The sequence below is a fragment of the Microcoleus sp. S13_C3 genome, from assembly GCF_036700905.1.
In the GTDB taxonomy this organism is placed as follows: domain Bacteria; phylum Cyanobacteriota; class Cyanobacteriia; order Cyanobacteriales; family Microcoleaceae; genus Microcoleus.
The window spans coordinates 23,895-37,217 of record NZ_JAUBPT010000022.1; the positions used below are offsets into that span (position 1 = coordinate 23,895).

At 46.3% G+C, this 13,323-nt stretch carries 16 protein-coding genes; 9 read left to right on the top strand and 7 right to left on the bottom strand.

Annotation, left to right across the window (positions count from 1 at the left end; all coding sequences use genetic code 11):
- Nucleotides 1-8 precede the first annotated feature (8 nt).
- Together QUA16_RS08935 and QUA16_RS08940 are read right to left on the bottom strand one after the other, a co-directional pair.
- Nucleotides 9-1,373, bottom strand: coding sequence for a P-loop NTPase fold protein (locus QUA16_RS08935; RefSeq protein WP_333102773.1), 1,365 nt, complete (start codon nucleotides 1,371-1,373; stop codon nucleotides 9-11).
- 516 nt (nucleotides 1,374-1,889) lie between these two features.
- Entirely contained in the window at nucleotides 1,890-2,570 is a 681-nt protein-coding gene (locus tag QUA16_RS08940) for a type 1 glutamine amidotransferase domain-containing protein (RefSeq protein WP_333102774.1), read from the bottom strand.
- Nucleotides 2,571-2,678: 108 nt separating this feature from the next.
- Here QUA16_RS08940 and QUA16_RS08945 point away from each other — a divergent pair, with 108 nt between their 5' ends.
- Entirely contained in the window at nucleotides 2,679-3,047 is a 369-nt protein-coding gene (locus QUA16_RS08945; RefSeq protein WP_333102775.1) for a LysR family transcriptional regulator, read from the top strand.
- Nucleotides 3,038-3,361, top strand: a complete 324-nt coding sequence (locus QUA16_RS08950) for a substrate-binding domain-containing protein (RefSeq protein WP_333102776.1) — start codon at nucleotides 3,038-3,040, stop codon at nucleotides 3,359-3,361. Before QUA16_RS08945 ends, QUA16_RS08950 begins: the two co-directional genes overlap by 10 nt.
- Nucleotides 3,362-3,428: 67 nt before the next feature.
- On the opposite strand, the gene arr is transcribed toward QUA16_RS08950, so the two are convergent.
- The 3 genes from arr to QUA16_RS08965 form a co-directional block, all read right to left on the bottom strand.
- Nucleotides 3,429-3,863, bottom strand: a complete 435-nt coding sequence (arr, locus tag QUA16_RS08955) for an NAD(+)--rifampin ADP-ribosyltransferase (protein ID WP_333102777.1) — start codon at nucleotides 3,861-3,863, stop codon at nucleotides 3,429-3,431.
- 31 nt (nucleotides 3,864-3,894) lie between these two features.
- Nucleotides 3,895-4,086 (bottom strand): hypothetical protein, encoded by a 192-nt coding sequence (locus tag QUA16_RS08960; protein ID WP_333102778.1) that lies wholly within the window; start codon nucleotides 4,084-4,086, stop codon nucleotides 3,895-3,897.
- 81 nt (nucleotides 4,087-4,167) lie between these two features.
- The gene (locus QUA16_RS08965; RefSeq protein WP_333102779.1) at nucleotides 4,168-6,945 is read right to left on the bottom strand and encodes a phycobilisome rod-core linker polypeptide; all 2,778 of its coding nucleotides are present in this window, start codon (nucleotides 6,943-6,945) and stop codon (nucleotides 4,168-4,170) included.
- 657 nt (nucleotides 6,946-7,602) lie between these two features.
- On the opposite strand from QUA16_RS08965, the gene QUA16_RS08970 reads away from it, so the two are divergent.
- Nucleotides 7,603-8,829, top strand: a complete 1,227-nt coding sequence (locus QUA16_RS08970; protein WP_333102780.1) for a class I SAM-dependent methyltransferase — start codon at nucleotides 7,603-7,605, stop codon at nucleotides 8,827-8,829.
- Between the two features lie 582 nt (nucleotides 8,830-9,411).
- Here QUA16_RS08970 and QUA16_RS08975 read toward each other — a convergent pair.
- Together QUA16_RS08975 and QUA16_RS08980 are read right to left on the bottom strand one after the other, a co-directional pair.
- Nucleotides 9,412-9,723, bottom strand: coding sequence for a hypothetical protein (locus QUA16_RS08975; RefSeq protein WP_333181100.1), 312 nt, complete (start codon nucleotides 9,721-9,723; stop codon nucleotides 9,412-9,414).
- 128 nt (nucleotides 9,724-9,851) lie between these two features.
- Nucleotides 9,852-10,133, bottom strand: coding sequence for a hypothetical protein (locus tag QUA16_RS08980; protein ID WP_333102781.1), 282 nt, complete (start codon nucleotides 10,131-10,133; stop codon nucleotides 9,852-9,854).
- Between the two features lie 253 nt (nucleotides 10,134-10,386).
- Here QUA16_RS08980 and QUA16_RS08985 point away from each other — a divergent pair, with 253 nt between their 5' ends.
- From QUA16_RS08985 to QUA16_RS09010, 6 genes are all read left to right on the top strand, one after another.
- Nucleotides 10,387-10,563: a hypothetical protein gene (locus QUA16_RS08985; RefSeq protein ID WP_333102782.1), complete on the top strand. Its 177-nt coding sequence runs from the start codon at nucleotides 10,387-10,389 to the stop codon at nucleotides 10,561-10,563.
- 92 nt (nucleotides 10,564-10,655) lie between these two features.
- Nucleotides 10,656-10,922 (top strand): hypothetical protein, encoded by a 267-nt coding sequence (locus QUA16_RS08990; RefSeq protein WP_333102783.1) that lies wholly within the window; start codon nucleotides 10,656-10,658, stop codon nucleotides 10,920-10,922.
- Between the two features lie 249 nt (nucleotides 10,923-11,171).
- Nucleotides 11,172-11,927, top strand: a complete 756-nt coding sequence (locus QUA16_RS08995; protein WP_333102784.1) for a hypothetical protein — start codon at nucleotides 11,172-11,174, stop codon at nucleotides 11,925-11,927.
- Between the two features lie 236 nt (nucleotides 11,928-12,163).
- Nucleotides 12,164-12,388, top strand: coding sequence for a DUF433 domain-containing protein (locus tag QUA16_RS09000; RefSeq protein WP_333102785.1), 225 nt, complete (start codon nucleotides 12,164-12,166; stop codon nucleotides 12,386-12,388).
- Nucleotides 12,385-12,717 (top strand): DUF5615 family PIN-like protein, encoded by a 333-nt coding sequence (locus QUA16_RS09005; protein WP_333102786.1) that lies wholly within the window; start codon nucleotides 12,385-12,387, stop codon nucleotides 12,715-12,717. The genes QUA16_RS09000 and QUA16_RS09005 overlap by 4 nt, the downstream gene beginning before the upstream one ends.
- A 123-nt stretch (nucleotides 12,718-12,840) precedes the next feature.
- On the top strand, nucleotides 12,841-13,206 hold the full coding sequence (locus QUA16_RS09010) for a DOPA 4,5-dioxygenase family protein (RefSeq protein ID WP_333102787.1): 366 nt from the start codon (nucleotides 12,841-12,843) through the stop codon (nucleotides 13,204-13,206).
- Nucleotides 13,207-13,323: the final 117 nt, after the last annotated feature.

The window sequence follows — 13,323 nt, forward strand, 5'->3', positions numbered from 1 at the left end:
GTCAACGGTCAACTGTCAACTGTTTGTCGAAACTCTTTGGCGTCAGCCAAAATCGGATTGACATCAAACCAGTAATCCTCGCCGTAACGGTATTCAAACACCCAGAGACTCCGCAGCAATATTTGGTATTTAGTTTCCCCGTTCACAGTTTTGGTAGCGGATACTTGGCGCAGCAATTGCCACTCATCAGGTTCGATCGCCAAAGTAAGCTGGTGGCGGCGCTGGACGATCACATTTTCCAAAGTTTCCCGCGACAGAGGAGGGTCTTGTTTCTGCAGACAGCCATACAGTAGTTGCAGCAAATTGCGGACATGACCCCCGCTGACTCGACACAGGCGATCGAGAGTTTCCGCAGAGTCGAAAACTTGGCCCACCAAAGCATAGCGCTGCGAAGGATGCACCGTCGGAAAGGCACGCGCCAGAACCATCTGCCGCAGCAATTCCACACCCTCAGAGCACTCAGAACCGTCGCTCAACTGCACCGGCACCATCGGCAAAACCTTCGGATCTACCCCAAATCGATTGGTCAACTGGCCCAAATCGTTAGAGAAAATCAGCACCAAAGGAATTGTATACACGACGTGGCAATTTAGTCTTGCCAACTGTTCGCCGCGATCGACAAACAGGTATTCCGGCTGCAGTCGCCCCGTCGGTTTCGCGCACAGGTGTATGCGATCGAGATTGTCGATAATTACTACAAGTCCTTGTTTCCCCTGGCGTTTGAGTTCTTGATTAGCCGGCTCCAGCAACTCCTTATTCAGTGCATCTAAAATTACGTTAGTTCGCGGCTCCAAATATTGCCTCAACTCCGATCGCAGATTCGGAGCATCTTTCGCCTTAGCAGTAATTTTGCCAATTCCCAACGCCAGAGAAAATTCTCCCTCCGTGCTGGCATTTATTTCCCCTAAACCAGGGACATTAGCTTCAGCGCTCAAGTCTATTTGAGTTTGAAAAACATCAGCAACCCCTTTGAGCAAAGCTTTAAAACCCGTCGGTTGCAGCTTGATTTTCATTTTCTCAATGCTTTCGCTCACCTGACGAGCAACGCTCAACAAAATGTCAGTGATATCTACATCTGCCATGTCTAAGTCTTTACTCGACTCAAAGTAAACAACATGAAATCCTTGTTGCTGCAATTGAGCTTGCAGCCGCAGCAATTCTGTTGATTTACCAGAGCCGATGTGACCGGTGAATAGTTGACAGGTAGGTGCATCGGGGGACAGACGGCTGATGGTGCGCTCCAATTGTTCTACGATCGTGCCGCCCCGCACTGATGAGAAATCGATATAGTATTGTCGGTCTTCTTGATTTGCTACTGCCAGGGTGTAGCTGGGATTGCAGGCGCTATAAAATTTCTGTAAATTTAGTTCCATACCCTGTTCGCTCAAAACTACATTATGCCCTAATAGCTTATTCGTTTCGCTACTTTACGAATCAGAACAAGTGGCTTGTTTATTGGGCTGTTTTATTTTGCGGTCAATTTCTTGATGTAGCTCATACAATTTTAGATTTTAGATTTTAGATTTTAGATTTTAGATGGGTAAGGACTCATCACTATCGGGGTTTGGTTATTCCCTCCCTGGCTATTCTTTTTTTAAACTTTTATCATCATACGCACTCACCAATTATACCTAATTTTTGCCTACAGGGAATGAATGGAAGTCACTAATACCCCCATAAATAAGTAATTTATCCTCGTACAGCGAGCGCGACTTCATTGGCATCACAGACGAAAATTTGGCAGTAATGTTCTCGGATCACAGTTGCTATTTGAGTACGGTTAACCGAATACAAAAAGGGTCGGTGTTAGATCGATATACCCAGATCCCCGACTTCTCAAAGAAGTCGGGGATCTAATAGAAAAGCGTTTTACATTTAATTAGAGCGACCTACTTATTTTTGAGCAATTCTACCATTTTGTGACCGACACCTGCTGCAGAAGCGGGATTTTGGCCTGTGACGAGCCTCTCGCTCGCGACAACATGAGCCTGAAAATTAGGAACTTTCGTAAAATTAGCGCCGCGTTCAATTAATGTCGCCTCCAGCAAAAAGGGCACTATTTCAGTCAGTTCCACAGCGGCTTCCTCTTCATTAGTAAAAGCAGCCACAGTCTTATTTGCAACCAGGTATTCACCATCCGACAACTTAAGATTAACTAACGCCGCCGGCCCGTGACAGACAGCACCCACAATGCCACCTGCTTCGTAAATAGCAGCAGCAATCGCAGCAAGTTCCTGGTTATCGGCAAAATCCCACATTGTACCGTGTCCCCCAGCGTAGAAAATAGCGCCATATTCTGCGGGGTCAATTTGTGCAGGATTGAGAGTATTTTCCACTCGCGCCACCTGTTGCAAATCCTCTAAAAAAGCCTTATTTAGCGGATCTTCTAAATCAACCCCAACCATTGGAGCTTTACCGCCTTTGGGGCTGACAAAATCTACCGTTAATCCAGCTTTAGTAAATGCGTCCAAGGGATGCGTCACCTCTGGGAGATAAAAACCCGTTTCTTTACCAGTGTCGCCGAGAGTATCGTGGCTGGTTAAAACAATCAGAACTTTTTGGCTAGTCATCGTCTATTCCTCTTACTATCAGGTGTGTTTGTGCCTGTTGTTCTAATCCTAGGTGGAATTTATCTAAAATACAAATTATAAAATTTTAGAGCTGGTATAAATCTATTTATGATTAACTTTGAATGGTATCGCAGCTTTATCGAGGTTTACCGCGTGGGAACCGTATCGGGGGCCGCCCAAGTTCTCCACCTCACGCAACCGGCTGTTAGCCAACACGTCGCAGCAAGAGAGTCAGCTTTGGGAAATCCCTTGTTTCAAAGGACTCCGAGGCGGATGGTTCCCACGGAAGCGGGACAAAGACTTTATACTCAAATTGCTGGTGCGATCGAGAAACTCGAATCAATTCCCCACAAAAACTCAACATCCCAAACTCCGCAAACAATCAGAATCGGTACGCCCCAAGAATTTTTTACAGAGCAAATACTGGGTAAATTACCACAGGACGATCGCACTTTTTACACGGTACAATGCTGTTAACTCTACCTTGGATTGCTTACAGTGAAGAATTGCCGATCGCCCGCCGCTTTTGGCGCGTGGTGTTTGGCAGAAGAATCGACGTTCATCCCAAACTAATTATTCCCGATTTAAGAGCAATTAGACAAGCCGTTGAATCGGGATTTGGCTTTAGCGTTCTTCCCGACTACTTGTGTAGCGATCCGGTGAAAGAAAATCGCTTGACACTTGTGCTTAAACCTGCACAGGCTGTTACCAATCGCATCTGGCTGGCTTTTCGGAAATCTCAAAGACAGTTACCAAAAATCCAACGGATGTTAGAATTTTGCAAATTTTAATAAGTCTATAAAGTTTTAATCCCCTCGCGGGTAAAAGTGAATTGCGACTTTATTTTCACATTTTTGCTCAATCCTCGATTGCCTCAATACCAAGTTGCTTAAGTCGCTCAAGATGCTCCTTCATGGCTTTGAGCTGTTCTGGGGTGTGTCCCTGCCAATCTGTAACCTCACCAGAAACCCGTAGCGGATTCCGAGAACGGTATGACTTTGTTGGGTTTCCAGGGAACTTCTTGTCCGTCAAATTGGGGTCATCTTCAATCGGACCAGTCGGCTCTACTATATAAATTCTGTCTGGTCCTTCGCCCAAGGCAAGTTCAGCTCCCCAAATAGCAGCATCCAAGGTGGCGGTTAGATACACATAGGATGCCTTCTTCCTCTTACCGTAGTTTGAATTAAAGCCGGGTTCAATCAGGTCTCCCTGCTTCAGATTTGCCTTAGTGCCATGATAGAACTTTTGTGAACTTAGGTCTATTGACTTGTCCTCACTTCTGTTTGTTATCATTGTCGTTTCTTTGTGAATGTCTTTTCTTTTACTACACCTCAGCAGGCTGTTTTTCTTGAGTCTTGAGACACTCCGTTGCCGATTTCGATTCAGCCTGCGCTTCCTCCGACTGAGTAGCTAGCCCATCCTGATAAGCCTTTTCATCACCACCAAAGGAAGCTAGGGATGGAGCAAGGCGGTGAGCCTTGTTCAACCAGACATCTTCAGGTGTTAAAGGTAACATCACCAAAAATCCCCCGCTACAGCATTACCATAGCGAGGGATTTTTGTCAACCTAGAAAATCAACTTTCTTGCAGTTTGTTGTTAGCTTCTGTCAGTAGCAGCTACTGGTTCAAAGCTTGGAACCACCAACTCACCATTCTGCTTAGTGAGTTGATTGTACAGCCTTTCAGTATTCGGGAAATTCGCAGCCGGCAGAGTCGGGAAGCGACGGTAAGGAACAGTATCCTCGCCAAAGGCCTCGGCATATTCAACGCTGTTCAACATCGCGTTGATAAAGCCCTTAATCCCTTTACTTGCCAAGATTTGGTTGTACGTCCGAATCTCCGCTTGATTGCGGGGAGCGCGACCCAAGAAGTGCTTGGTTCCCAACTCAATCACCTTAGTATTGGGATAAGGTGCGTAGAACTGTTTGATGTACAGCGATGAGCAACCCAAAGCTTCAATGAACTCCTTGAGATTGATTTCATTGTTGCCCAGTTTGCTTTCCAGCGCCGTGAATTCATTCTTCACAACATACGGGTTGATGTCGCGCTCAAAAATTTGACGGTAAGCAGCTTGAATTAAAGTTTTCAAAGCTACCTTGTCCGAAGTAGTCGTCAGCTTGAACACCTTAGTTTGTTCGCGCCGCCTGCTGACACCTTGAGCGAGGCTATTTTGTAACTCGAATTCGCCGCGATCGAGCGCAGTGCCGAGTTCGATAAATCGAGGAGTTTCGGGCGTCTGAGCTTGGAAATTTTGCTCAGCGACGGAACCCGATCGCATCGTCCGCATCGACAAACCACCGGGAGTTACATAGCGCTCGTAGGGAACTGTATCTTCCCCAAAAGCTTCGTTGTACTCCATGCTGTCCATGATGCTATCGACGAGCGCGTAGAAACCCTTCTTGGCGCAAATGTCAAAGTAAGCGTTCATTTCCTGACGGCCATAGGTAGGGCGTCCCAGGAGTCGGCGGTGAATGTACTCGATCGCCTTACAAACGTAGAGCTTGCTCCAGTACATATTGCGGAACACGTCAGACTTCGCCAACATCCGAATAAACTCGCGCATCGGAATCTCGCCGTTTTCCAGCTTAATTTCCGCCACCTTTTGGCGCTGGCCGTCGAACACGTCGCGACCAAACACTTGCAGGTAAGCAGCCCGAATCACCGCTTGGGTGGAACTTTCGGTAAATTTGACACTGGAAGCATTGCTGTAGCTGCTGGAGACACCGCGGGCAGTTTTCTTGGAAGCAACATAGTTGCTCGGTAACTGGTCTAATTTAAAGACCTTGGGGCCCAGAGAACCAGGAGCAGCACCGCGAGCCGCCGGATTGCTCAACTGATTGTCAATACCTGCACCTTGACGGATCAGGATGCGGCGAGTGTCTTTGCCGAAGGGAGCCGGACGGCTCTTGGGGTTGCGAGTTTCTTTCGGGAAAATCGCGCCGAACTGAATTTCTAACGGGTCATTGCCAACACCGTAAACGTGCTGGTCTGGCAGAGGCTGGTTGTAGCCAGCAAACAAGGTGATGAACTGAGGAACCTTGCGGAACGGAGCGCTGAAATTGAACAAATCAATTTGCGGGCCCCAGTTGCGACACTCCTGAGCTTCTTGGCCCAAACCGCGCAGGTAAGGCACTGTTTCTTCGCCGAAGTAGTCGGAATATTCTTGCGAATAAACCATCGCGTCTACGAGGGCTGGCAGGCCGCCTTTGCTGACGATCGCAAAATACTTGCTAAATTCCTCCCGCGAGCTCAAACCGCGGCCGAGGAAGTGGCGGGCGGCAAGTTCTACAGCGCGGCTGTTGACAAACGGCTCGTAGAATTGCTGACGGTACAGAGGAGATTTGCCAAGGCGGCGAATAAACTCTTTCATCGAGATTTCGCCATTTTTGACCTTGGATTCCAAGTCAGAAATGCTTTGGCTGTATGCGCGGCTAATGTCGCGCTCGAATACTTGGCGGTAAGCTGCTTTGATTACTTCTATCTTTTCGGCCGAAGACAGACCGGTTTTCATGACGAATTTCGATCGGCGCTCGGCTGCGTTGAAGTAGATTTGAGGCAGTTGCAAGCCTTGCTGGTCGTTGCTTTCGCGCTGACGCACCTTGTCTGAAGGTGTGGGAGCTTTGAATTCGGTAATTGCTACGTCGAAATACTGTCCGACGATCGCCGCGGCCTCTGCATTGTTTTTGAAATAGCCCAAGGATGCTGCCTTCATTTCCTGCATTGCCACAATTGTGGCCGCTGAAGAGCAAGCATTTTCGATGATTTCCCGCAATCCGCGCACGTTCACCGAAATAATGTTCGGGTCGCCAGCTACGATCGCGTAGGTGATGTAACGCAAAAACCAGCTCAAATCCCGCAGAGATTTGGTCATGTTGCCCGGGCCGTAGCGCGAGACATTGATCGGCTGAAATCCTGCTGGGATTGGGCCGCTGTAGCCGCCACCGTTGCCAGAAAATAGATTTCCTAGCCCCAAGAAACCACCGCCACCGCCACCGCCGTTGCCGCCACCTGCGCGACCTTCAACGTAGGTAACAGTTCCCAGTTTCATGCCTTCAGAGACATTGCCCGATCCGCCGCGAGCCGCACCTGCTACAGCCATCGCAGGTTCTTGTGGTCTTTCCAAAAATGCCAGCGGGGAACCGCCGGTAAAAATCCGGTTGGCTGCGCGGGATACTATCAGTTCCGAGTTTTGGGTCAGCGTCGCAGAGATATCGATCCGAAGAGCCCCTGAACTGAAATAACTTGCCAGTTCGCTGAGTTCGCCCCGCTGTAGAAAGCGGTCTTGCTGTTCTGCTTGCGAAATTGTTGCGACCGGTACAGTTTGATATAGTTGCGGACGCGCAACCGAGCTTCCACCACTTGCTTTTACAGTCATTAGACTCCTTAGCTCCCTATCTAAATCGTTGCAGCATTTAACCAGACTAACCTTGCCTTCTCATGCAGGTCAAAGTAGGTATTTTTGCTTTGTTTACTTTTTGCCTTTACCTGTCACGAGGTTCGGGCGCGCTTACTTTCTTAGATTAAAATGTTTTGGTTTCATCTTTCTGCCTGCGGGGAAATGTCCGATCCGAAGGCAGGCACGGGGTACTCCCTCCGCTGCACTCCGCCGGCATACCCGTGGAAAAAAAGACTCGGCAGGAGAGTTGCCTTTGGGCGATCGCAGCCAGTGCCTTGAATTAAAGGAAAAGAAAATCAAAAATTTTCTTCTGCCTGTTTCGGGGCTGTTGACTTTCTGCGGAAAGACGCCTCCGCTTTACCCGACAGTTCAGCGGTGGGCTATTGACAGTCCTTGTTTGTTAAAAAGCCTGTCGAGATTTATTGTATAGATTTAAGAGAGCTTATATGAGAAAAAATGATAAGTTTTATTACGCACAAGCTGTCAACCGATTTTAGATTTTAGATTTTAGATTTTAGATTGAAGAATCGACCCCACCGATAAATCCGGGGGGCGCGGATCAAATTGCTGTCGGTCAGTGGTCAGCGGTCAGTTGTCAGTCCAATCCCGAATCCCCAAGCGCAACAAATGTCACCTATGGATACTACGCCTGATATCAGTGCTGCCGTGCGGCGGCTTTACGATACTTTCCCTTTCCCGCCCGATCCTTTGTCAGATGAACCGCCCCCTGGGTACAACTGGCGCTGGAGTTGGCCTGATGCTTACAATTTTTGCACTGGCCAAAAGCCGCCCAAACTCGATATTCGGATTTTAGATGCTGGCTGCGGCACTGGTTCGAGCACTGATTATCTGATTCACCTCAATCCTGAAGCTTCGGTAACGGCGATCGACCTGAGTGCGGGTGCTTTGAAGGTAGCACAAGAACGCTGTCGCCGATCTGGAGCGCGCGAAGCAGATTTTCGCCACCTCAGCCTGTACGATGCCGCCGAGTTAGAGGGTGAGTTTGATTTGATCAACTGCGTGGGCGTGCTGCACCACTTACCCGATCCAATCCGGGGCATTCAAGCGCTGGCGGCGAAGTTGGCGGAGGGCGGTTTGATGCACATTTTTGTGTATGCTGAGCTCGGACGCTGGGAAATTCAACTGATGCAAAGGGCGATCGCACTTCTTCAAGGCCCGAAAAAAGGTGACTATCCCGATGGTGTGAAAGTCGGTCGTCAAATCTTTGCTTCTTTACCAGAAAACAACCGTCTTGTCAAGTACGAAAAACAGCGTTGGGCAGGAGAAAATCAGCGAGACGAATGTTTTGCTGATATGTACGTTCACCCGCAGGAAATTGACTACAATATTGAGACTTTGTTCGAGTTAATTGACGCTTCGGGATTGGAATTTATTGGTTTTTCAAATCCGGGATATTGGCAGTTAGAAAGACTTTTGGGCAAAGCGCCGGAATTGATAGAAAGAGCTCAGGGTTTGAGGGAACGGGAGCTTTATCGATTAATTGAATTGTTGGATACGGAAATCACTCATTACGAGTTTTTCTTGGGCAAAAAGCCTGTTAATAAAATTGATTGGTCGGACGATAAGGCACTTTTGGCGGCAATTCCAGAGTTGAGTGGTTGTATGCACGGTTGGCCTAGTCAACAAGTGTTTGATTGCAACTACCAATTGCTCAATTTGTCAAGTGCGGAATTTGAGTTTTTGCAAGGTTGTGTACCCCCCCCAGACAGGGCGGGCACGGGGGCACCGCCCCTACAAGGTGGTGGGAAGAGTGTTGGGGAGATTTTGGGGAATGTGGAGATTGGATTGGATGAAGTGCGATCGATCTTATCAAAACAGCTAATTTTGCTAACACCAAGTTGAGTCGTAGGGTGCGTCAGTCGCCGTTATTTTCGCGAAAAATCGATAATCTACGAACTGACGCACCTTACTTTAACTGATGTGGAGATTGGATTGGATGAAGTGCGATCGATCTTATCCAAACAGCTAATTTTGCTCACACCAAGTTGAGTCGTAGGGTGCGTCAGTCGCCGTTATTTTCGCGAAAAATCGATAATCTACGAACTGACGCACCTTACTTTAACTGATGTGGAGATTGGATTGGATGAAGTGCGATCGATCTTATCAAAACAGCTAATTTTGCTCACACCCGGTAAAATCTAAGGGCGGGCAAGATGCTTAACTCCTACTCCCCACAATCAAATTAGCTTGTTGTGGAACAGGCATCTTGCCTGTTCTTTGCTCGGAGTATAATTTACAGCATATTCCATGTAGATGTGGTACACACAATCTTCTAGCCCGTGTAAGGTGCGTCGCCACCCGTCAATCTGTAAGTTTTATCGACCAATATTTCGCAGCGACGCACCCTACAGATTAACACCACACAATATATTTATAGTGTACTTCATGAACCTGGAAAAGGCTGTATGTTAAATCCCCAATTAATCAAGGCTTTACAGTTGGAGGATTAACAGCCGTAATTTGTGAATAACGAGCGAAATCAGCAATGTTAAAAGTTAGGATATGGGTTAAACCATGAACTAGCATAGCAGCAACTAGCCGCGCATCATGAACATTGACACCTATAACCTTATACGTTATCACCCGTCGCTCCCATTCTTGATAAATTGCTTCGGTATCCAACAAGAGAGGAAAAAGCTGTTTTAAGCGATTAATTTCTGCCTCGGCTTCTGTTGCAGTACGCCCTAATCCATTTCTCTGGATCGGGCGCGTGCAAACGTTCCAAAACTCGATCAAATTTTGGGGTACGATATAAAGTTCCCGCGATCGCGCAGAGTAATCACGGCATTAACGGCATCAGGATTCATTGAGTGTGCTGTATCGATGCTACGCAGCAGTATGTTTGTATATACGAGAAACGGCATTTAACCTCTGTCTCCATAAATGCTCTCTCTGCTAATAGCTTCATCTGAAAGAGTGGGGAGATTTAGGGTATGATGACTGTCAACCCATTCTTGAAATGCTATTGACCATTCTGTTGGGGTAGCTGTTTCATAAAGTGGACGTTGTTGAGGTTCAATTAGCTGTTTGAGCATCGCATCTAGTAATGGTTTAATCTGATCCGCCGTGCGGCTGGTGATTTTTCCCAAAACTTGAGTAATCGTCTGTATCTCTTGTTCGTGAGATTGCTGAAGATTGTGCAGCATAATTATCCTTGAGTGCAAGTTTTTGGGCTGATGATAGCGGGGTCGATCGCACTTTTTAAATTGATTTTAATATTATAACTCTAGCGCCAAGCCTAGGAAGTAGGCGATTGCTCGTTCCCAGGCTCCAGCCTGGGAACGCATTCCAGGAGGCTCTGCCTCCTGTTTTTGTCGGCAAGCGAGGCAGAGCCTCTGGATCTCGGTTCCCAGGCCACAGCCTGGGAACCAGTTACTCCGTCGAAGTATCCCAAATGGATTGACACAGGCCCCCGTCTGCGGCTACGCTTTGAAGTTAGAGGTTGCTTTGCTTGTAGAGGAAGTAGCCGGCGTCGCCCAAAAATCTAGTTGCACTGCCCAAAGCTGCTACCAACAGCAATGGACAGCTAACCGCCAAACTGGTATGAGCAGTCTGGAGGCTAACGGAGTATCTTAACATCCTCTGTAGCCGCCCTGCTATGCGTTGAAAAGCGGGGCGGCTGGGTTTTTGGGTTTTTCTAGAAAACCTAAAACCAGGAGAACATAATTATGTCACAGGAATTCTTGCCTGACGACAACAAATTCGTTAGCGCAGCCCTCGAAGAGGCTCGGCCAAATGACGACTCAGCAGCAGAATCGGAACAGGATGTGGTGTGTGTAACGGTGACAGGTTCGCAATCGGGTGTCAGGGAAACCATACTCACTTTGTACCGCCTGGGATTTGCCGAAGTGGGCGATTGGAGTCCCGTACAACGTGCAGCTAATCCGAAGCAAGTGATGAGTGTGCTGATTCGCCGTCGGAAGCGCAAAGCGTAGGTGTTTGCTCGTTCCCAGGCTAGAGCCTGGGAACCAGTTAATTAAGAAGACCAACAAATATCAGGCACGTTACTTTACTAAATCAGGATAAGAGCATATCTTAATTTAGAGGCTGAAACCCCTTTAAAAAAGCTAGGCGGGGAAAGGCACATTTCCCCGCCTAAGCCTTGTAACCATTGGAAAAATGATGTTGTGTTACATGAACACTTTATGTGTTATGTTAACTTTTTTGAATATTTGAGAGGCATTATGGGAGAAGCAAAACGAAGAAAAAAAGCGCGTGGTTTAGGAAAAACGTCTACTACACAACAAATCTCAACATCCTCAAACATTTTTTATAGGACTCTTCACCAAATTTCAGAAATTGAAGATGTTGAGTTTCAACAAGCTCGTGAAAATTCACCATATTTAGCGTTACTGTGGTCTGCTCTGGTTACTTTTCACGATCATATTGACAATTACACATTATTAGGAATTGTAGATTTTTGGCAAAACTACTGGGAAAAAGCAGCATATTTATTAGGTGCAATAGAACTTAGCGAGCATCGACATCTATTATGGGTAAGTAATATAAAAACCATGAGATTAATGATTTTAAAAAAGTTAGAAAAATATTTAAAAAACGATAACCAATATTTTTTAGAACATGGAACCACACCTTTTTCATCTATGGCTGAAACGACAATAGAAGTAGCACTGGCTATGTATCGTCCCACCGATTGTATTATTTACTATGGGAAAAAGTTAGCAGTTTATAAAGGGTACGATAGTATAGACTTACAAGGAGAATTAATGATAGCTGTTAAACACGTTATCGGATGCTGGAGTCTTTATCCTTTCCCACAGACATTGAGTGTTCCTTTTTCTGATTACAAACAAGCTAAATTAGCATTGAAAAATTTTCCTACATCATTGAAAGGTGAGTTAGTGCATTATCATTCTAGTAAACTTGCGAAATTATTGGGATTAACAATTAATGGTAATTACGCCTATTTAATTAAATAACGTCGATCGGAACTGCCGCCAATTTTGGAGTCTTAGTGGTGGCAAACCCTACTAAATTCAGCAGACATCAAAGCCTGTCTTGCTTTTGCCGCAGACCATGAGAAAACTGATCTGACCTGGCTATTTCCAACGTCAGGGTTTTTTTATCCCTACTTGCTCAAACCTGAAATCCTGACCTAAACAAACCAGGATTATTTGCAGTTATAATTACGCTTATTAGTACAAAATATTGCTTTATGGACTACCACGACCTCATCACAATTGAACCGGGAAAACGCAGTGGCAAACCATGTATTCGGGGAATGCGAATCACCGTCTACGACATCTTAGAATATCTCGCCGGTGGCATGACGGAAGCAGAAATTCTGGAAGATTTTTCAGAATTAACTTCGGCAGACATCAAAGCCTGCCTTGCTTTTGCCGCCGATCGTGAAAAAAAGTTATTTGTGGCATCCCTGTGAAACTGCTATTCGACGAAAACCTCTCCGACCGAATTCTTCAGAGAATTATCGGTTTGTATCCCGATTCTGTTCATGTCAAAACATTAGGACTGACAAATACTGATGATGCAGAAAATTGGGAATATGCAAAGACAAATGATTTTGTAATTGTTTCCAAAGATTCTGACTTTCATCAACGGAGTTTACTTTACGGTCATCCTCCCAAATTTATTTATCTCCGTGTTGGCAATTGCTCAACATCTAAAATTGTTCAAATTCTGCGAGATGAAATCGACATCATTACTCAGTTTGGAGATAGAGAAGCAGAGAGTATACTGGTATTGTCCTAGCATGAAACCAAAAAAGCAAAGACTGAGGACATATCAACTTAAGGAGTTTACAGGAGTGAATAAAATATCCAGCAAGTTAAGCTAATATAAAGTTGTTGATCTCTGCTCAATAATCCACTGAAAATGATGAAAGAAGACACCATTAACATCGTTGGTTTTCATGGACATATTTACTTCGACGCTGATAATCGCGATGCCGCAGCGCGTGTACGAGAAGGATTGACTCAGTTTGAGGTGCAGCTTGGGCGTTGGCATGACAAACCCATTGGCCCCCACCCCCAAGCAATGTATCAAGTTGCATTTTTACCAGACCAGTTTGGCAAAGTCGTTCCCTGGTTAATGCTGAATCGTGAGGGGCTCGATATTCTCATTCACCCTGAAACAGGCGACGATGTGGCAGACCACACGAAACATTCTTTGTGGCTAGGAGAGAAACTAGAGTTGAATGTCGAATTTCTGCGACCTAGGACAAGCAACGCCAGCTTATGATCGATCCGCGCGCAAGGCGAGGGCGTTTCTCCAGACTGACTTATCCCTGATAATAGATAATTAGCCACCGATTTGAGACATAGTGCGGCTGTAATTTCTTGTATTTACTAATAATAG

Excerpts from the sequence above, each read along its gene's own strand:
- QUA16_RS08950 (WP_333102776.1), top strand. The coding sequence starts at position 3,038 with ATGCTGTTAACTCTACCTTGGATTGCTTACAGTGAAGAATTGCCGATC.
- arr (WP_333102777.1), bottom strand. The coding sequence starts at position 3,863 with ATGATAACAAACAGAAGTGAGGACAAGTCAATAGACCTAAGTTCACAA.
- QUA16_RS08990 (WP_333102783.1), top strand. The coding sequence starts at position 10,656 with ATGTCACAGGAATTCTTGCCTGACGACAACAAATTCGTTAGCGCAGCC.
- QUA16_RS08965 (WP_333102779.1), bottom strand. The coding sequence starts at position 6,945 with ATGACTGTAAAAGCAAGTGGTGGAAGCTCGGTTGCGCGTCCGCAACTA.
- QUA16_RS08970 (WP_333102780.1), top strand. The coding sequence starts at position 7,603 with ATGGATACTACGCCTGATATCAGTGCTGCCGTGCGGCGGCTTTACGAT.
- QUA16_RS08960 (WP_333102778.1), bottom strand. The coding sequence starts at position 4,086 with ATGTTACCTTTAACACCTGAAGATGTCTGGTTGAACAAGGCTCACCGC.
- QUA16_RS08935 (WP_333102773.1), bottom strand. The coding sequence starts at position 1,373 with ATGGAACTAAATTTACAGAAATTTTATAGCGCCTGCAATCCCAGCTAC.
- QUA16_RS08940 (WP_333102774.1), bottom strand. The coding sequence starts at position 2,570 with ATGACTAGCCAAAAAGTTCTGATTGTTTTAACCAGCCACGATACTCTC.
- QUA16_RS09000 (WP_333102785.1), top strand. The coding sequence starts at position 12,164 with ATGGACTACCACGACCTCATCACAATTGAACCGGGAAAACGCAGTGGC.
- QUA16_RS08980 (WP_333102781.1), bottom strand. The coding sequence starts at position 10,133 with ATGCTGCACAATCTTCAGCAATCTCACGAACAAGAGATACAGACGATT.
- QUA16_RS09010 (WP_333102787.1), top strand. The coding sequence starts at position 12,841 with ATGATGAAAGAAGACACCATTAACATCGTTGGTTTTCATGGACATATT.
- QUA16_RS08945 (WP_333102775.1), top strand. The coding sequence starts at position 2,679 with ATGATTAACTTTGAATGGTATCGCAGCTTTATCGAGGTTTACCGCGTG.
- QUA16_RS08995 (WP_333102784.1), top strand. The coding sequence starts at position 11,172 with ATGGGAGAAGCAAAACGAAGAAAAAAAGCGCGTGGTTTAGGAAAAACG.